Here is an 18,886-nt window from a genome sequence, read left to right on the forward strand (position 1 = left end):
TGATAACGATGTCTGAACAATTAAAGAAAAAACGACACAGTATCACCATTTTACTGGCAGCGCTCATGGTCCTTCTCATGATGAGTGGTTGTGCCAATCAAGGCGGCAGCACTGCCGATGTGGCAGGAGCCGTCAGCCCCGGAGATAAGGTTGTCATCAATATTGGTGTTCAAGGCGCCACCGGCATTTTCTCCTATGCAAGAGACACGAAGGCTTTTGAAAAAGCATTTGAACAGGTGGGTGCCGAGGTGAAATGGCATGAGTTCGCGAGCGTTCCACCCCATTTTGAAGCACTCGCATCCGGCAGACTGGATTTTGGCAGTACGGGCGGTACACCCGTCATTGCAGGTCAGACCGGAGGGATCGACTTCAAAGCGATTGCTGTCACCGGTGACGGTAAGAAAGGAAATGCCATTCTCGTACCTGAGGGTAGTGATATCCAGCGCATCGAGGATTTGAAAGGAAAGAAAATTGCCGTAGCCAAAGGCAGCAGTGCCTACAATTTTCTGTTCCAGGTCATTAATACCGTGGGACTCACTGGAGATGACATCGAGCTGATCCAGCTTCAGCCGGATGAAGCGAGGCCTGCCCTCGACTCCAAAGCAGTGGACGCATGGTCTGTCTGGGAGCCTTATGTGACTACAGCTACCACGCAGACAGGCGCGCAGGTTCTTGTTGACGGTGAACAATTAAACATACTGGCACCCGGTTTTCTTATCGCACGCACCGGCTTCATTGAGACTCATCCGGAGCTGACCGTGACTTTCCTCAAGACCTACGAACAGCTAAGGCAGTATTATGAGAGTCATGTCGAGGAGGTTGCAGCCCATTTTGGACAAACAAAAAACGTAGATGCGGACATGCTCGTGAAAATTATGAATAACAACACCTCTCTCCTGTCCCCAATTACACCTGAATTTGCAGCCGCACATCAGGAGCAGGCAGACTTCCTCTATTCCATTAATGCAATCGACAAACAGCTCGACACCTCCTTAGTCCTTGAGAACAAATATATCGAACAGGCACTTAAGGAGCTCGAAGAGGAAGGAAAGCTAGAAACAGATACAAATTAAAGAGTTAAAGAGGAATTCGCTTTAGTCCCATTTGTTTTCTTCTTCCATTCCCTTAAAATAGGATCATGTATGTTCACCCCTGCATATTAAAGACAGCAGGGGTATTTCCATGACAATGGAGGCACCTGATGAAAACAGATAAACCTTATGGCATCTATGGGTTCCGCTTCACAGAAACTCTACAGCATCCTTTCTGCTACCTCTATGCGGTTGGCTATGACAAGATCAACCATGCCGATTACTACTGGAATGGGCTGGAGCGTACGGACGGCCCGTTATTTCTAATCCAATACACCACCGAAGGCCAAGGCGTATTCAGATCAAATGAACAAGCCTTCGAAATGACTTCTGGCAGTGCTTTTCTGGCGGAAATTCCAAGTGCTCACGAGTATTATTGGAGTGAAGGGAGTGAACCGTGGGAATTTTATTTCTTGCTCATCCGTCCTGCCCTGATTGCACCTTTCTGGGAAGAAATAAAGCATAAGCTCGGCAGCGTCCCCTCTTTTCCTCCGGTAAGCCGTCCGGTAAAGCTGCTGCGTGAAATATATACCGAAGCAAGAGCTGGACGAATTACAGATCCTTATTATGCATCCTCACTGGTCTATCAATTTATACTAGAGCTCAGCAGATATGCGAGTCATGAGCACAAGCATCGTGACGGCTGGCCAGACAGCATCCGGCTTGCTGTAGATTATCTCGAGTCCAATTACGACCAAATGATCAGCCTGGATCAACTTGCAAATGAGCTTCACATCTCCAAATATCACTTGCTCAGACTCTTCTCTCGTACGGTGGGTATGACTCCAAATGAATATCTAAACAAGGTCAGACTCGAAAGGGCCGTGGAACTGCTGAGAAGACCAGAATTGAGTGTTGCACAGGTCGCTGAAGCAGTAGGTTTTTCGAGCAGCAGCTATTTCATCCGAGTCTTTCATCACAAAACGGGACAAACCCCAGGATCGTTCCGTGAACGAGACCACCGGTTAAATTATGACCGCCTCTTCTTTGATTAGAGCAATATTTTACTATTAAACACGTTTTATTATTATAGATTTCTGTACTCCCTGCCTTCTACAATATTGAATAAGAGCTATTTTTTATTATTTAGATTTCAATACATGAGAGGCAAAGGAGAAGATCAATATGTCACAGCGAGATTATGCCAAGACACCGCCTATGGGCTGGAACAGCTGGGATTGTTACGGAGCAGCAGTCACAGAAGCCGAGATCAGAGGCAATGCGGAATATATGGCCAAGCACTTAAAGCCTTATGGCTGGGAATACGTTGTTGTCGATATACAGTGGTATGAGCCGCATGCCAATTCATCCATCTACCGGAAATTTGTCCCGCTTGAAATGGATGAATATTCACGTCTGATCCCGGCCGTCAATCGCTTCCCTTCTGCACAGGGCGGGGCTGGCTTCAAACCGCTCGCAGATTATGTACATAGCCTTGGGCTCAAATTTGGAATTCATATCATGCGGGGGATTCCTAGACAAGCTGCTCACGCGGCAACGAAGATCAAGGGCTCCGAGCAGAATGCAAGAGATATCGCCCATCCGAACTCCATCTGTCCCTGGAATACGGATATGTACGGTGTCGATGCCTCGCAGGAAGGCGCAGCCGCCTATTATCGCTCACTGTTTGAACTGTATGCCGAATGGGGCGTTGATTTTGTTAAAGTCGACGATATCGCAGCCTCTCGCCTGTATGAACCTCACCTCCCGGAGATCCAGCTGATTCATGATGCGATTGAGCATTGCGGTCGGGATATTGTACTTAGTCTCTCACCGGGTCCTGCTAAAGTAGAGCATGCCGATGATCTGGAACAGCACGCCAACATGTGGCGAATGACAGATGATTTCTGGGATCATTGGAGTCTGCTGCTGGATATGTTCGACCGCTGTAAGGCCTGGGAAGGACGCCCTGCTCCCGGCAACTGGCCGGATTGTGATATGCTGCCGCTTGGACATATTGGAATTCGTTCAGTGGATGGCGGAGGAAGTGATCGATGGACCCGATTTACCAAAGACGAGCAGATTACGATGATGACCTTATGGTCTATCTTCCGCTCACCGCTTATGTTTGGCGGGGAACTTCGCGACAACGATGACTGGACATTATCCCTGATCACGAATCAAGAAGTACTGCATATGCACCAGCACAGTCATGATGCCAGACAGATTAGCCGTACAGAGCATAGCATCGTATGGTCCGCGCAGGAAGGTGACAATATCGTTTATGCTGCATTGTTTAACATCGGGGAAACGGCGAATGAAATCGTCGTTAGTCTCAACGCGTTGGGTATTCAGGGTCAGGATGTAGAGCTTGTGGATCTGTGGAGTGGAAGTGGGACACGTTCTGAGACCGGAGTCATTAAAGCGGAAGTTCCCGCCCATGGTGCGGTATTATACCGAATCTCCTTTTAAATGAGATAACACAAATAAACCGTACTCTCTGTTAGCTCCTGGGGTACGGTTTTCTTATGCCATTATTAGCGCTCACTCTAATGTCTGCCCGATTTGCTAACTCCTCATTGTTCAGCAGCATATATATAACTGAAGATGATACACACTTCTCAAGTGAGTGTTCTAATGGATGACAAACGGAAAGGAGCAATATACATGCATATCGTGATGGTTAGCCCTGAGCAATTCCCCCTGCCGGGTAGCGGTTCTGTAGAAATCTGCATGCTCGCCATCGCCAGGGAGCTCTCTGTACACCATCAAATTACGATTATCAGCAAATTAACACCGCAGCTTCCTCCTGAGACATCTATTAATGATCATCTCGTTATCAAAAGAGTACCTGCTCTGAGCAGAAAGGATTATGCAGTAGAGGTAATTAAGTGCATCCAAACGCTGGATCATGTGGATCTCATTCAAGTAGATAACCGTCCCCGCTGCATGGCAAAGATTAAACAGGCTTATCCGGATAAGCCTGTAGCTCTCTTTCTGCATTCCCTCACCTTTGTTCCAAAATCCGCTTCAATCTCTTCCCTGCTTCAAAGAGCTGATCTTATTATCGCAAACAGCCGCTCCTTAAAAAGACGGATTATAAGCCGATTCTCCCTGCCTTCCGATCGCATCATAACAATACCTTTGGGTGTCGATGTTCTTCGCTTCAGACCTCTAACTATGGAAGAAAAACAAATTCATATGGAGCGCTACGGTATATCCCGTGATCGTTTTAACGTACTGTTTGTTGGCAGAGTCATCCCTCAAAAAGGAATTCCGGTTATCCTGCGGGCCCTCCATCGAATACAGCCTTCCATCAAGACCCGGCTCATCATTGCCGGCAAGAGCAAGAACGCAGCTTATCCTGCCCGGCTTAAACAGCTTGCCAAAACACTCCGAATTGAGCTCCTTTTTCTAGGTGAAATTCAGCATGAACAAATCCACCAGCTGTATTCGCTTGCGGACTGCATCGTATGCCCTTCTCAGAAGCATGAGGCATTTGGACTGGTTAATGTAGAGGCGCTAGCTTCGGGCATCCCCGTCATTGCTTCCAAAAATGGAGGGATCCGTGAAATCATCGAAGATGGTCATGACGGATTTTTAGTTACACATTATAAGAATCCGCTTGGCTTTGCTAATCGGCTTGCTAGGCTTGCTAAGCACCCTGAGCTGGCTCAGTCCATGGGAGCAAACGGGAGAGAGAAAGCACTGCTCCATTATACCTGGCAAGCAACGGCTTCGCGGCTGGAAGCCACCTACCAGCACTTAACGGGCAACGAAGGATAAGGCTTCAATCTCTAGATCCTTTCGGATGTTCGATACATAATGAAGACTTCCTTCTCTTCCGCCCCTGGCATAGAGGTCACTTCTCTAAGCTCGATAATCGCCATATCTTGAAAAATAAACTGTACTATACCCAGTGTTTGCTGCTTGAAGGTATCGTATATTCTTCCTGCGCTGCAGCAGCCTCTGGGTACGATTTCCGGACTATTTGCTATGTAACCGATTTGTCCATGAGGAGGCAGAACAACGCGAATCGCTTCAGAGTCGGACAAGTTATCTGGATCTTTAATTAGAAAAACAGGCTCTCCTACTCGTAATTTAGAGGAGTACCGATGGTTCTTCATATCTGTTATTGCGGCATAAACTTTTTTATGCACGTAAATACCTCCTTTGCTCGTAGTAGTCAATGATAAGTTTATCGGTAACCGTTTTAGGTTTTTTTACAGAAAAAACAAAACTTTTGAACTATTTTATAAAAATATAAATCGAAAATACGGACCTTAAGACCTGATATTATATAAAAGATACGGAGTTTGTATTTCATATTTTATCGTATTACCATGTTAAACTTTAGCAAATACGCAAATAGTTCAATCCTTTTTATTATACGTATGTGGACAAAACTGACTGGCATATACATCTTACAGATTCCATTGCTCTCTACTTTAGAGAAAGGTGTTGATCAAGCTTCATGAATTCTTCCCACACACAGTTTAAATCGTATGAGCCCTTTGTTGGTCCGTTTGATCCGTGCCCTCCGATTCGTGTGAAATACTACAGCACACCGCCCAATCTATATCTAGGATTTCAGCCGCCTAACCTGCCCCAGTTCAGTGCATTTGACGCGTTGAAATACGGTACGTTGTGGAAAGCACTATATAGCCCGTATGATCCGCCAAAGAGCAAGTAACTTGTAGAGCAACAACCTGATAAGAAAGGGGCGAGTAGATGTGAATCCTACGGTTGACGAGAACTATTACAAATTGCTGCACGAGCTGCAGGCGCTGGATTTTGTGCTTGTCGAGTTGACTTTGTATTTGGATACGCACCCCGATGACCCTGCTGCACTTGAGCAGTTCAATCTGTATGCCAAAACGAGAAGAGAGCTGGCCGATCAGTTTGAGGCTCTGTACGGTCCACTGCTTCAATACGGTCAAAGCGGAGCACAGCAGTCTTCCTGGCAATGGGCCAAATCCCCTTGGCCATGGCAAGTCTAACGTAAAGGAGGCAAATTCATACCATGTGGGTATACGATAAAAAACTGCAATATCCCGTTCGCGTAAGCAAATGCGATCCCATGATGGCCAAATTTCTTCTTGAGCAATACGGAGGTGCTGACGGAGAGCTGGCTGCAGCGCTGCGTTACTTGAATCAACGGTATACCATTCCCGACAAAGTCATCGGACTGCTCACGGATATCGGAACTGAAGAGTTTGCCCACCTGGAGATGATTGCCACCATGGTGTACAAACTAACGAAGGATGCGACACCAGAACAGATGAAGGCGGCGGGACTTGGAGATCACTTTGTCAATCACGATCATGCCTTGTTCTACCAGAATGCATCTGGTGTGCCATGGACGGCTACCTATATTCAGGCCAAAGGTGATCCGATTGCTGATCTGTATGAGGATATTGCTGCTGAGGAGAAGGCGCGGGCGACCTATCAGTGGCTCATTGACATGACCGATGATGTGGATCTGCAGGACGGTCTCAAGTACCTCAGAGAGCGGGAGGTCGTACATTCCCAGCGCTTCCGTGAAGCGGTCGAGATCATTAAGGATGATCGGAGTCATCAGAAGTACTTTTAGCATTAAGATATCAAGAATCTGAGTGACATAACCTGTAAGTTTAATAAATAACCAGCTGATCGCATTGATCAGCTGGTTATTTATTTATCAAGCATTCCACTTTTGCATTTTAATTAGAAGAAGGGATTAGACTTCAAAGCAGCAAAAGATAATGAAATTCATCTTACTCTAAATGAGAACTCGAATTCTGCTCCTTAACCGGTACGTTAAAATCATCGACATTAATATGCCCAAAACCACCTGTGGATTGATCTACGACCTTAATATACAATTCGTCTCCAATGTATTCAGACGCATCCCAAATTTTTCGTTGATACTCTTCATAATTTGTTGCCGTTTCTTTAAACAATTCTTTACCGTCCCGCACTCGAACCAATGAAACATAGAGTTTATCTATATCACGGCCGCCGCTAATGAGAAAGTCAATCTTACCATTTCCGCCTAGGACGAAGTTTTGTGTCTTTAATGTTCCCGTCAAGCTGTCACCCCCGGCTTCCTCACTGAAGCCCCATAAGTGATAGCCACCTGGGATTTTTTGCGATGGGTTGAAATAAATCGTGTCCCAAAAAAACGGCATATCCGTTACATGGATATCTTGGAAAGCATCTCCCTCCGTAATCCAGCCTGTTAAATCACCTGTAGCAAAATCATGATTCGGAAGATCTGTAATATCCGTATATACGGAGTTGTCCCAGTTGTTAGGTACATCGACAGGAGGAGCAGGATTGCCCGTTAAAGCATTCATTTCCCATACTTCCATCGAATTCACGGTAATATCTTTATCGGCCCAGACCTGTAATCCTAAGGAGTCATATCGGCCTACATAGACGCGGGTTGTCAGCTTTTTCTTGTAATTTGCGAAAGCTTCAACAACAGAACGGTCGAGGAAAATGTGAAGCTTCAAATTCTCTCCATCCAAATCCACATATCCTCCCTGAATTCCATCTACACGGACATCCGGATCAATGCTGCTTTTACTCCGATCCACATTAAAGGTCCCATCGGACTTGTCGTAATATATCAGCGTTTCTTCCTGTCCATTATCAGAGCGTCGAACCTTTAACCCAAATTTCTGGGCTTCACCTGGATCGACTTCCATAACAATCTCTAACATGTCACCTTTAACATTCTCGATTAACCGGTTAGCATCAGCCAAATTTTTGTCTGTAAAATCAACTGCCTTATCTCCTCGGAGACTCTCTAATTCCTCAATTGGCTCGATACGCAATTGATCATGCTCATCTAAGCTAAGTGAGACCGGCAAAGCTAAATTATGAGCCCATCCGGCTTGGTATTCGGCTTGCGGTGTTCTTACATTTTGCACCATAGAGAAAACGACCGTTCTTCCGTCAGGAGTCACCATTCCACTCTCTGCAGTTAAGTAACCGTCCCCTACATCCATTTTTGATGGAGCGTCTTGATCAGGAATAAACCTGAAATTATCCCGGTCCCAGGTACCGATCCAGTAAAAGACCTCAACATCCCTTTGCACATCATTTACTGGAGGAACATGCTCCGGCTTCTCATGTGGATTGATCATAAAAATATGCTTTTCCTTGCCCGTACTATCCTTGCCTAAAGGGAGCAAGACCGGCAGTTCCCATACAGTACCTAGCTCCGGATAAAGGCTTCTGTCACTAACGTATAACGGTCCCTTATACTCCCAGTTGTACATATCGTCCGATACATATACCAAGGCTGTGCCGCTGCTGAAATCTTGAATACCAGAAGTAACTAACTGGTACCACTTGTCTACCTCTTTGTCATACCAAACGAATGGATCCCGGAACTCATTATGAATACCGTTACCGTTCTGCTCCGTTACGGGATTAGGATGCTTTACCCATTGTTCCAGATTGGGATCGGACAAATCGGCCGGCATGGCAAGCCCTGTTCTTTGGTTTGGTGACTGCGAATCATTACCGGCAGTATAAAATAGAACGGGATTTCCGTTTCGATCATACGCTGCACTGCCTGACCATGTACCGTCCGGATCAAGCGTACCGGCTTCTGGGGCAAGAGCAGGCCTCATATTTTTCCAATGAACCATATCGTCACTTACCCAATGTCCCCAATGGATTTGATGCCAGAAAGGTCCTTGCGGGTTATGTTGGTAGAATAAATGGTATTTGCCGTTATAGTAGATTGGTGCATGGGCTTCATTCATCCAATTTTGCGGAGCGATCGCATGGTACTGTGGACGATGCTGATCACCATTGAATACACTTGGATCTTCATCAATATCACCATCTGGAATTTCAGGAATCGAACCTCCGTGAAGTGTTTGAACACTCTCATATTCAGTAAGGATATCTTGATGAGTAAGTGCTTTATTTTGCAGTTTCACTTCATCTATAAGTCCGGAGAACATATTGTAAGAGAACAGTCCTGCCAACTCCACCGGTTTATTATTCTTACCGATAATCAGACTTTCTGTAGACGGTGTGATCGGTATATTAACCGGTGTCGCTTTAGAAGCGACTTCCTCACCGTTTAGATACAACTTGATCATTCCATCCTTTTTATCAAAAGTAGCTGCCACATAGTTCCATTTGTATTTTTCAAGTGGATGATCTTCTACCCAAACCTGAATCCATTGACCACCAATCCCGACCTGAAAGGACCAGGTGCCGTGTCGGTACATGCCTAGAGAAAAACCTTCCGCTGTATCCTGATCGGACTGGTTTACAATTGCAGATAACTTATTTCCGTCTCCCCATTCGTAGCTGCGTGGTGCAACCCATGCTTCTATCGTTAAAGCATCGGTTACAGGAATGACATCCTGTTCATTGATCTCAATATCATTCGAGTAACCATCAAATAACAGGGCACCTCCTTTCACCCCACGCGGAGTCCATCTCGGATCCTTGGAGTCCATATATCTGGCATTGTTAAATACATAATTCACCTCATGTTCCAGATTACTTACTTTCTCAAGGACCTTCTTTCCTGTGCCTTCATCAAAATTGATGTAGAAAATGTCCCCCTTGCCATGAGCTTGGAAGGCATCAACGGCAATACTTGCCTCACTGGATTGATCCACAACCTTTAAATAAAGCCTTTTGTTATAGTGCTCTCTCACGTTCCAGGAAATTTCCCCTTTGTCGCTGGCATCTCCAGTCTTGATAAGCAACTCATTGCTAATGGCATCATATAGTCCGACGAATACTTCTTCAGAGTTGCCTATGATGTCCAATACGGTGAAGTTAATGTTTCCGGTTCCGTGCAAGGTAAAAGTATTGGAGGTCAGGGTACCCTGTTCTTCCACAGAGGATTCGACATAATAGCTACCCTCTTTATCCGGATGTGCCTTATCAGTCACTTGAAAAGTATTACCTTCAACTCTCCAGCCTTCCAAATCTCCGGTCTCATAGCCGGGATTCAGAATTTCGAGCGGTAAAATGTTATCCGCCATGACGCCTGCTTCTGGTACAATTTCGTTGAAGGTGTTGAAGCCGTCTGCAAAAATGAGTCCCCAATCCGCAGTTGCATAATCAATGATTTCCACATACATTTTTTTGCCGATGAACTTGGATAAATCTGCTTTATACTGGACCATATTTGCTGTTCTTAATCCCTGATCCAGATCTGGGAACCCCGACTCATTGAACTCAGTGTTTCCGTATCTAGCAATCACATCACCTGTATCCGCTTCAATAACGTCTACATACACTTGATCCGTATGCTTACCTCCACCCAGTCTGAAACTAATCCAACCTGTTCCCCCCAACTCGAAAGTACTCGAACGAAGTACACCAGTCGCAGCTTCGTCATACTTCCATCCGTTCAAATGATAATCGCCTTCCTGGTTATATGGTATTTGTTCCGACCACCAAGTGGTTTCATCCGTTACGCTGTTCGGGCCGAATGCTTCTCCTTCGATGACTGTCCATCCCGTCAAATCCCCACTTTCAAAACTAGGGTTCTGGATTTGATAACGTTTGAAATCAGGTTTGATATCCTTTGCGACAATTCCTTCAGCCGGTTCGGATTCATGATACATGAAGAATGCATCTGCAAATGTCACTCCCCAGTCTGTGGTTGCATTATCGACGATCTCCACATACAGACTTTTCCCTATATGTTCGGAAAGATCCGCCTTATACTGTTCCATGTTAGCAAGCCGCATGCCCTCCTCAGGATCTGGGAAGCCAACATCAGCGAAAGCACTGTTTCCGTACCGGGAAATGATTTGTCCCGTATCGGCTTCCACGATATTTACATATACCTTATTTGAGTTTTTACCCCCACCAAGCTTGAAGCTGATCCAGCCGCTTCCGCCTAGCTCGAAGCTGCTCGAACGAATCACACCTGTCGCAGCTTCGTCATACCTCCAACCGTTTAGATGATAACCGCCTTCCTGGTTATATGGTATTTCTTCTGCCCACCAAACGGTTTCATCTGATACGCTGTTCGGACCAAATGCTTCACCTTCGATGACTGTCCATCCCGTTAGATCTCCAGTTTCAAATCCAGGGTTCTGGATTTGATAAACTGCATCCGTAACAGATATATCTACATCATTCTTAGAAGTCATCGCGCTACCCGCTTCATTTTCGGCAGCAAATGATATTCCAGGAGCTACAAGCTGGAGAGCCATTGTCCCTACGACCAATCCCGTGATCCAGTTTTTCCTTGCTTTTATTTTTCTCATTCAAGAGCCTCCTTCATGATTTCGTATCCAGATAAATCGATATCAGAGTTCAACAGCTCCCCCTGTTACAAGGATGAAGAGTCATAATGGAGACGGAGGAAAAAAAGTAAATAAACGAAGCGCTTTTTACAAATACACAGGTTGTTTTAGTCCTTTATGCAGAAAGTAAGGAGCGCATAAGCGCTCTTCTTACCAAATGGATTGCATTTCCCATATATCCAAAGATTTAACTAACAGATCCCCATCTCCCCAGATTTCAAGTCCCAAAGCATCCTTTCGGCTTGGATATACCCGGGTCGTCAGGCTTTTTAATCCGTTGGCATAGGCTTCAACCATGGAACGGTCTATATAGATGTGAAGCCTTAGATTTTCCTCACTCAACTCCAGCTTACCGCCTTGTATTCCTCGGCACTTTTCTCCCGGATGAAGGCTGGTTTTAGTTCGATCTACAGAGAACATGGAGTCGTTCATATCATAAAACAACAGGGTCTCTTCCTCTCCATCAGGAGTTCGACGGACTTTAACTCCCAGTTGTTTGGCGCTTAAAGACTCCACTTCCATCTGAATCTCAAGCATGTCGCCTTGAACATCCTGAAGTAGTTCGTTAGTTTCAGTTAGTAACTTATCATGTAGGGATAAGAGCTTATTGCCACGTAAAGATTGAAGCTCCTGAATCGGTTCGATTCCAAGCCGTCCATCATCTCTCAAATACACACTGATAGGCAAGCCACCATTGTGAGCCCAGCCCGATTTATATTCCATTTCAGAAGTCCGATCACCTTGAGCTATTGTAAATATAATATTCCTCCCCGTCTTGGGATCAACCATTCCGCTTGGGCCAGTAAAATGGAAATCACCGACGTCAATCAACTGAGGCTCCTCTTGATCGGGAATGAATGATAAATTTTGCTTGTCGAGTTGCCCGATCCAATAGAATACCTCGACATCTGCTCCCTGTCCCACAGGGCTGACGAGAAGAAGATGTTTGTGTTTCCCCTCCTTGTCACTGCCTAGAGGAAGAAGTACAGGAAGCTCCCAGATGGGTCCAAGATAAGGGAATTTAATGATATCCGCTTTAAACAAATGTCCTTTGTAAGTCCAATTCATCATGTCCTGTGATGAAAAGGCCAGTGCCGCTCCGCCTTCACCTTCGATTCCCGATCCAACCAAAGCAAACCATTCACCATCGTCCTTCCATACGAATGGATCCCGGAAATCTCCGAATGCCCCCATTCCTTTTTTCTGTACGATTAGCGGCTCCGGATGTTTGACCCATTGAACTAGATCTGGATTCTTATCGAGGGAATAGGTACTTCGGGCAAGTGCCACACTTTGGTTCGGTGAAGCACTGTCATTGCCCGCCGTAAAAAACAAAACAGGGAGTCCGTCTGCATCGTAGGTTGCACTTCCTGACCATATTCCGTCCGGGGCGAGCTGATCCTTTTCTGGAGCCAGGGCCACAGGAAGATCACGCCAATGTACGAGATCCTTGCTTACCCAATGTCCCCAATGAATCTGATGAAAAAACGGCCCAAGGGGGTTATGCTGATAGAATAAATGATAATGCCCGTCAAAATAGATGGGAGCATGGGGCTCATTCATCCAATGGGCCGGTGGACTGACATGATACTGAGGTCTATGCCGATCCGTCAGCAGTGGAGTTCGATCCAGCTTGATTTCATCATAGGGTAATCGCGGATGGGATCCTTGATAGGCGGTATCCAGCACATATCGATAAGAATTGATTACCTCTTCCGGGCTCTGAGCACGATTATAAATTTTGAGCTCATCCAAGATACCGCTAAACATGTGAAGGCTGAACATGTCGGCCAGCAGGCTGCTGTGGTTATTTTTACCGATGAACAGTTCTGTGTCCGAAGCCTTAGCTAGACGGGAACCACGAGGGAGATCCGCCGATGCAATCTCACTGCCGTTTAGATACAGCTTCATTTGACCCTGGTTACCATCAAATACAGCATTTACGTAAGACCATTCATTTTTGGGCAGTTCAAAACCATCCGGAGACCAGACTTCCCTCCAGGGCCCACCTTCTAGGCCGACCTGAAAGGACCAAGAGCCATGACGGAACATCCCAAGCAAATATCCCTGCTTGCGATCGAAATCATGGTTGCTCACAATAGCAGACAACTTGCCTTCAGAACCCCATCCATAGAAACGCGGTGCCACCCATACTCCAATACTTAGAGCATCTTGATACTCTTCCTTCATGTTCTGCTTTCCCTCATGGACGGTATGGGCAATATAAGTCGAATAACCATCGAATAGGAGACCGCTTCCCATCACGCCCTTTCTCCACTGAGGTTCTTGCGGTTCGTTGAACTCGGCTTGATTAAACACGTACTGAATTTCATTCCTAACATGGGCCACACTCTCTATAGTTCCGGTCCCTGTTCCTTCATCGAAGGTCCAAGACATCATTAATCCCCTGTTACCTGATGTATTGATCATCCATCTCTCCTCCTTGATAACTGCTCCGGCTTCCTCTCAGAATCATGAATGGATTGAAGAGCATGGATATGCAATGAGTTCAGTAGTAATTGTCCTGATCTGGAGTTAATGGAAATCATATTAATCGAAGATTTAGGGAAAATTTGGTCGGTCAGTACAACTAAACCTTCGTTCCCATACACTTCAACTGCATTGCGATCCAACCAGATATGCAGCTTAATCTTTCCATTATCCGGAATCATGCTCGCACCGTGATGACAAGGAAATGAGGAGTGGAAGTCAGTCAGACCGGACTTCGAACGGTCGATATACAACCATTGGCGCACAGGGTCATAACCAATCACTGTTTCACTGTCCTCGGAAGACTTCAATGTGATATGGACTTCGTCAGAGGAACTAATATCAATGTCCGCTTCAATCTCAAGCAGATTGTCACTCATCTTCTGGCTAAACGGTATCTCCGGATTAATCATGACTTCAGACCAACTCATAGAACGCTTCCGTAACTGCTCTATTTCCCGAACGGGCATCTGAGTCAATACCACTCCTTCATCCCGATTGGTTAATGACAAGGTACGAGGAAGCGTCATTGACCCTCTCCATGAACCTGTTGGTGTCTCGTTGGCATATTTCCAGTTACTCATCCAACCCATCATCACTCGACGTCCGTCTTGTTCAGGTACATCTGACCAGGTTACCCCGGCGTAGTTATCCCGACCGTAATCCAGCCACATGATATGATCAGCCGCGTTATCGTTGATAAATGTATTTCCATCGAATTCACCGATAAAATATTGTGTGCGTGAGCCTTCTGGACAAGAAGCGTTGTCTCCAATACTTATAACAAGCACCCATTTGGTACGTCCTGTGTCATCAATTGACAGTTCAAAAAGATCAGGGCATTCCCAAACCCCATCATGCGAGCCTTCTCTGTGACCGAATTCGCCTGTCAGCGACCATTCACGCAAATTTTCTGACCCATAAAACCGAACATGGTCTCCCGCGACAATAGCCATCACCCACCGTTTACTTTCAGGATGCCAGAATACTTTAGGATCGCGGAAATCAACCAGATCAGGCTCAGATAGAACTGGATTCTCCTCATATTTGTGCCAGGTGCGCCCTTTATCGCTGCTATATGCCAAGCTTTGACGCTGCCTCGGCTGACCGGTCTCCGGATATGTATCCGCATGGGTAAAGATGGCAACTAAGCCAGGAGAACCGACAAAAAGTCCGCTGCTATTATTCCAGTCCACCACACAGCAACCGGAGAAAATGGCTCCATGTTCATCTGGGAACAGAGCGATTGGCTCATGCTGCCAATGAATAAGATCTTGGCTTATAGCATGGCCCCAGTGCATCGGCCCCCATTTATTACTGAAGGGATGGTATTGATAAAAGAGGTGATATTCTCCTTCGTAATAAACCAATCCGTTCGGGTCATTGAGCCAATGGGAGGATGGCGAAAAATGATATCCTGGTCTCCAACCATCATTATTGAGCTGTTTATACGAGTCCATCATTTTGTTTATCTCATCTGTTGTTGGCATAGATTGAAGTGCTCCCTTCCGTGTTGTTACGAATGCCCCTCCCGCATTAGCAAATCTCAACATGTCGATCATTTGTTGTTGAGTGAACTGATTCAAGGAGATTCCATATTCCAGTACCTTAAATAGTAAGCAGCCCAGAAAAGCGTCGCCAGCTCCTGTCGTGTCGATAGCCTTCACTGGTAAACCCGGAACATACCCATCATGAGCAGTCAATCGGTAATAGCAGCCTTTATCGGCCAACGTGACAACAACCAAAGCGATGCCGTATTGTTGTTGCAGTTCTTGTGCTCCTTTTTCTATATCTGTTAAATCCGTAATAAAGGAGAGCTCTTCCTCTGAAATTTTCAGAATGTCTGCATATTTCATGCCCCAAAGAATACTCTCTTTCGCTGCATCTTTCGTCTCCCATAGCGCAAACCGGATGTTCGGGTCAAAAGAAATCAGGGCTCCAGCTTCTTTAGCCTTAATTACTGCCGCTCTTGTTGCCGAACTTGCCGGCTCATGAGTCATTGACAACGATCCAAAATGCAGTAACCGGCAGGATTCAATCCGATCTAGAGGGATATCTTGCGGGCACAAAAAGGTATCCGCTCCTGGCTTCCGGTAAAAGCTGAACGATCGGTCTCCGTCATTATTCAAATGGACAAATGCGAGCGTTGTATTAGCTTCATTAGTAGAAGAAATACCTGACACATCAACCCCACTGCTCAGCAAAGTGTCGCGCAGCAATGAACCGAAACGATCTTGTCCAACCTTACTAATTAATGCAGTTTTGGTTCCCAATCGAGAGAGAGCCACGGCTACGTTAGCTGGAGCTCCTCCAGGATTGCACTCAAACTGCTCGTTTCCTCCCTCTGTAAGACCAGCAGGAGTAAAGTCTATTAACACTTCCCCAATGGCTATTGCATCAAGCACAGTTTCTCTCCACCCATCATCTAATTAATTATTGTTATTGTTTAAATTTGCATTGTAACGATCCAACGCATTTTGGTAGATTTCCATCAGTTCATTGAGTCCCATCTTCTCAAGAGTCTCTACATAACGATCCCACTGTTCATCTATACCGCCATCAACAATAAATTTTCCTCGCTCTGTATTCACATATTTAATGAGTTCCGTCTCAATCTTATTGATATTATCCAGCTCTTCAGGCTCAAAGAAGATGCTTGGATAGTTTTCCTTTTCCATGTAAGGATCGTAATATTTCTCCAAATCTTTAGCACGCTGCTGGGCCCGAGGCTCCATATCCACCACTTTTCCGAAGTCTTCGTTCGTAATAACGCCTGGACCCCCTGTTCCAGGAGCGACTTTTTGACGGAATTCGCCTGCTGAGGTTCCATCAGGAAGAGGTAAATTGACTAATTTTCCGTTCTCGTCCTTTTCAAACACGACATCCAGCGGTCCCCAGTGAATTTGCGCTGCCATGTAGGGTTCATACTGCTGATCGATCCAACGCATCGTAATCTCAGGGTTTTGATTTTCTTTTGTGATTACAAATGCACCACGACCCGGACCTCCTCCGTTGCTTCGTCCAATAGTTTGGGATCCATCTGGCCCGATTAGAGGAGCTAACAGCTCATAATCTTGAGCCCGTTCAGGCCCCACAACTTCCTCTTTTTCCCACCAAATATAAGAGCCCAGTGTTTCATCTGTTGTTTTACCCTTGGCGAGATATTGTGCTGCATCCTGAGTAAAGGATTCGGGGTCAATCAATCCTTGCTTATACCATTTTTCATGAAAATATTTGAGAGCTTCCTTGTATTCGGGCTGAGTAGCTGTAAAAATAACTTTCCCATCACGGACGATCCGGTGTTCCAAGTTATCCGGAAGCCCAAATGCTCCGAACATTCCTGCAATGTCCATACACCATTGCATATGCATGAAGCTTAACGGTATCTCATCGGCTTTGTCGTTTCCGTTCGGATCTTGTGTTTTAAATGCAACGAGGGCCTCCGTATATTCATCCAACGTCTTTGGCATGTTGAGGCCTAATTTGTCGAGCCATTTTTTGTTGATAATATGGAAGAAAGGGTTCGTTCCAAGGTTATTTTCTTCCCATGAAGGAAGACCATAAATATGTCCGTCCGGTGCTGTGATCGATGTTTTAATATCTGGTCTTCGATCTAAGAGCGCTTTCAAATTAGGAGCGTATTGCTCAATTAATTCTTCTAAAGGTATGATGGTTCCGTCTTCACCGTAATTAATTAATTCATAATCCGAAAATCCGGCTCCATAGAACGCATCTGGTAGATTGCCGCTGGCCAGCAGCAAATTTTTCTTCTCTGCAAAGTCAGTATCCGGAATGTTCTCCCATTCGATGTTAACGTTAGTTTCTTCTTCCAGACGTTTGAAGATTTCCATCTCCGAATATTCTGGTGCTAACGCAGCTTTTGGGGATACCATTTTTAACGATATCGTTTCTTCGACAATCGGAAGACCCGTCTTGTTGAAGTCGACAGCTTGTTCGGTATTGTTTGAATCGCCACTGCCTCCAGAGCATCCACTTATTACAATCGCTCCAGAAAGTAATAGAATCCCCGTACTCTTGAATACAAATTTCATGTACATGAACCTCCCTTAGGATCTTGCTAATCTAGCATAAGCTGATTGCTAATTCAGTGATTGGATTGCAGAATATGCTTCTGCCGTACATCCCCCCTCTCAGGTACCCAAAAAATGATCATTATCCCTTAATTGAACCGATCATGACACCTTTAACAAAGTACTTTTGTAAGAAGGGGTACAATATTAGCAGCGGTAGGCTGGATACGATGATAACGCCATATTTAATAAGCTCCGTAACACGCATTTTCGCCGCATAGGATTCAACATCTACCATCATTCCGGAGTTCACTTGATTCTGGACGAGGATATTGCGAAGCACCAGCTGTAACGGATATTTGTTTTCGTCGTTCATATAAATTAAAGCATCAAAAAATCCGTTCCAGAAACCAACCACATGGTACAGGACCATGACAGCAATAATTGATTTTGATAACGGCAGTATAAAGCTCCAGAAAAACCTGGTGTTGGAGCAGCCGTCAATTGAAGCAGCTTCCCACATTTCATCCGGGATGGATGATTGAAAGAACGTTCTCACAATAATGACATTGAATATACCGCCCGCTCCAGGGATAACAAGAGCCCAAATGGTATCCAACATGTGAAGATCCTTAATCAACAGATAAGTAGGTATCAGCCCGCCGCTAAAAAACATGGTAAGCATTAAAAACCACATAATAACAGATTTGCCCGCCAAGTTTTTACGAGCTAATGGATAGGCCGCAAACACAGTCACAGCTACTCCGATCAATGTTCCTAAACCGGCATAAAGAATGGAATTGGCATATCCTATCCAAATCGATGAGTCACTGAATATTCGTACATATCCATCTAATGTAAAACCTTTTGGAAACAGCCACACTTCCCCGGAATAGATATAGTTTGGATCGCTGAATGAAGCAATGAGTACAAAATACAACGGGAATAAAACAAGCAGCATAACCATGGTCAATAAAACTATGTTAATAACGTCAAATATAACGTCCCCTCTGCTTTTTCTTTTCAATAATTGATTCAAAGTAAACTC

The 18,886-nt window shown here is 45.3% G+C and carries 13 protein-coding genes; 7 read left to right on the top strand and 6 right to left on the bottom strand.

Annotated elements, in window-relative coordinates:
- Nucleotides 1-8: 8 nt before the first annotated feature.
- From PUW25_RS19445 to PUW25_RS19460, 4 genes are all read left to right on the top strand, one after another.
- Nucleotides 9-1,073, top strand: coding sequence for an aliphatic sulfonate ABC transporter substrate-binding protein (locus tag PUW25_RS19445; protein WP_274337407.1), 1,065 nt, complete (start codon nt 9-11; stop codon nt 1,071-1,073).
- Nucleotides 1,074-1,201: 128 nt separating this feature from the next.
- Complete coding sequence (locus PUW25_RS19450) at nt 1,202-2,086, top strand: helix-turn-helix transcriptional regulator (protein ID WP_205054832.1); 885 nt, start codon at nt 1,202-1,204, stop codon at nt 2,084-2,086.
- A gap of 130 nt (nt 2,087-2,216) precedes the next feature.
- Nucleotides 2,217-3,503, top strand: coding sequence for a glycoside hydrolase family 27 protein (locus tag PUW25_RS19455; RefSeq protein ID WP_274337408.1), 1,287 nt, complete (start codon nt 2,217-2,219; stop codon nt 3,501-3,503).
- A gap of 195 nt (nt 3,504-3,698) precedes the next feature.
- Nucleotides 3,699-4,817: a glycosyltransferase family 4 protein gene (locus PUW25_RS19460; protein WP_274337409.1), complete on the top strand. Its 1,119-nt coding sequence runs from the start codon at nt 3,699-3,701 to the stop codon at nt 4,815-4,817.
- An 11-nt stretch (nt 4,818-4,828) separates the two neighbouring features.
- On the opposite strand, the gene PUW25_RS19465 is transcribed toward PUW25_RS19460, so the two are convergent.
- The gene (locus PUW25_RS19465; protein ID WP_081872670.1) at nt 4,829-5,191 is read right to left on the bottom strand and encodes an HIRAN domain-containing protein; all 363 of its coding nucleotides are present in this window, start codon (nt 5,189-5,191) and stop codon (nt 4,829-4,831) included.
- A gap of 314 nt (nt 5,192-5,505) precedes the next feature.
- Here PUW25_RS19465 and PUW25_RS19470 point away from each other — a divergent pair, with 314 nt between their 5' ends.
- From PUW25_RS19470 to PUW25_RS19480, 3 genes are read left to right on the top strand one after another with little or no spacing between them, the layout of a single operon-like run.
- The gene (locus tag PUW25_RS19470) at nt 5,506-5,724 is read left to right on the top strand and encodes a spore coat associated protein CotJA (protein ID WP_081872672.1); all 219 of its coding nucleotides are present in this window, start codon (nt 5,506-5,508) and stop codon (nt 5,722-5,724) included.
- Nucleotides 5,725-5,764: 40 nt separating this feature from the next.
- The gene (locus tag PUW25_RS19475) at nt 5,765-6,031 is read left to right on the top strand and encodes a spore coat protein CotJB (protein WP_274337410.1); all 267 of its coding nucleotides are present in this window, start codon (nt 5,765-5,767) and stop codon (nt 6,029-6,031) included.
- Nucleotides 6,032-6,054: 23 nt separating this feature from the next.
- Nucleotides 6,055-6,624 carry a manganese catalase family protein gene (locus PUW25_RS19480; protein WP_090725167.1) on the top strand — a complete coding sequence of 190 codons (570 nt, stop codon included), beginning with the start codon at nt 6,055-6,057 and terminating at the stop codon, nt 6,622-6,624.
- Between the two features lie 163 nt (nt 6,625-6,787).
- On the opposite strand, the gene PUW25_RS19485 is transcribed toward PUW25_RS19480, so the two are convergent.
- The 5 genes from PUW25_RS19485 to PUW25_RS19505 all read right to left on the bottom strand — a co-directional run bounded on the left by PUW25_RS19485 (nt 6,788) and on the right by PUW25_RS19505 (nt 18,877).
- Nucleotides 6,788-11,278: a GH32 C-terminal domain-containing protein gene (locus tag PUW25_RS19485; protein WP_274337411.1), complete on the bottom strand. Its 4,491-nt coding sequence runs from the start codon at nt 11,276-11,278 to the stop codon at nt 6,788-6,790.
- Between the two features lie 189 nt (nt 11,279-11,467).
- Nucleotides 11,468-13,747 (bottom strand): GH32 C-terminal domain-containing protein, encoded by a 2,280-nt coding sequence (locus tag PUW25_RS19490; RefSeq protein ID WP_274337412.1) that lies wholly within the window; start codon nt 13,745-13,747, stop codon nt 11,468-11,470.
- The gene (locus PUW25_RS19495) at nt 13,744-16,212 is read right to left on the bottom strand and encodes a PfkB family carbohydrate kinase (RefSeq protein ID WP_274337413.1); all 2,469 of its coding nucleotides are present in this window, start codon (nt 16,210-16,212) and stop codon (nt 13,744-13,746) included. The genes PUW25_RS19490 and PUW25_RS19495 overlap by 4 nt, the downstream gene beginning before the upstream one ends.
- 24 nt (nt 16,213-16,236) lie before the next feature.
- Nucleotides 16,237-17,859 (bottom strand): ABC transporter substrate-binding protein, encoded by a 1,623-nt coding sequence (locus PUW25_RS19500; RefSeq protein WP_274337415.1) that lies wholly within the window; start codon nt 17,857-17,859, stop codon nt 16,237-16,239.
- A gap of 121 nt (nt 17,860-17,980) precedes the next feature.
- Nucleotides 17,981-18,877 (bottom strand): carbohydrate ABC transporter permease, encoded by an 897-nt coding sequence (locus PUW25_RS19505; protein WP_274337416.1) that lies wholly within the window; start codon nt 18,875-18,877, stop codon nt 17,981-17,983.
- Between the last annotated feature and the right edge of the window lie 9 nt (nt 18,878-18,886).

Origin of the sequence: Paenibacillus urinalis, from assembly GCF_028747985.1 — a bacterium.
GTDB lineage: Bacteria > Bacillota > Bacilli > Paenibacillales > Paenibacillaceae > Paenibacillus > Paenibacillus urinalis.

Bases quoted from the DNA above. Each gene is read 5' to 3' on its own strand.
- PUW25_RS19445 (WP_274337407.1), top strand. From the start codon at position 9: ATGTCTGAACAATTAAAGAAAAAACGACACAGTATCACCATTTTACTG.
- PUW25_RS19450 (WP_205054832.1), top strand. From the start codon at position 1,202: ATGAAAACAGATAAACCTTATGGCATCTATGGGTTCCGCTTCACAGAA.
- PUW25_RS19455 (WP_274337408.1), top strand. From the start codon at position 2,217: ATGTCACAGCGAGATTATGCCAAGACACCGCCTATGGGCTGGAACAGC.
- PUW25_RS19460 (WP_274337409.1), top strand. From the start codon at position 3,699: ATGCATATCGTGATGGTTAGCCCTGAGCAATTCCCCCTGCCGGGTAGC.
- PUW25_RS19470 (WP_081872672.1), top strand. From the start codon at position 5,506: ATGAATTCTTCCCACACACAGTTTAAATCGTATGAGCCCTTTGTTGGT.
- PUW25_RS19480 (WP_090725167.1), top strand. From the start codon at position 6,055: ATGTGGGTATACGATAAAAAACTGCAATATCCCGTTCGCGTAAGCAAA.
- PUW25_RS19485 (WP_274337411.1), bottom strand. From the start codon at position 11,278: ATGAGAAAAATAAAAGCAAGGAAAAACTGGATCACGGGATTGGTCGTA.
- PUW25_RS19490 (WP_274337412.1), bottom strand. From the start codon at position 13,747: ATGATCAATACATCAGGTAACAGGGGATTAATGATGTCTTGGACCTTC.
- PUW25_RS19500 (WP_274337415.1), bottom strand. From the start codon at position 17,859: ATGAAATTTGTATTCAAGAGTACGGGGATTCTATTACTTTCTGGAGCG.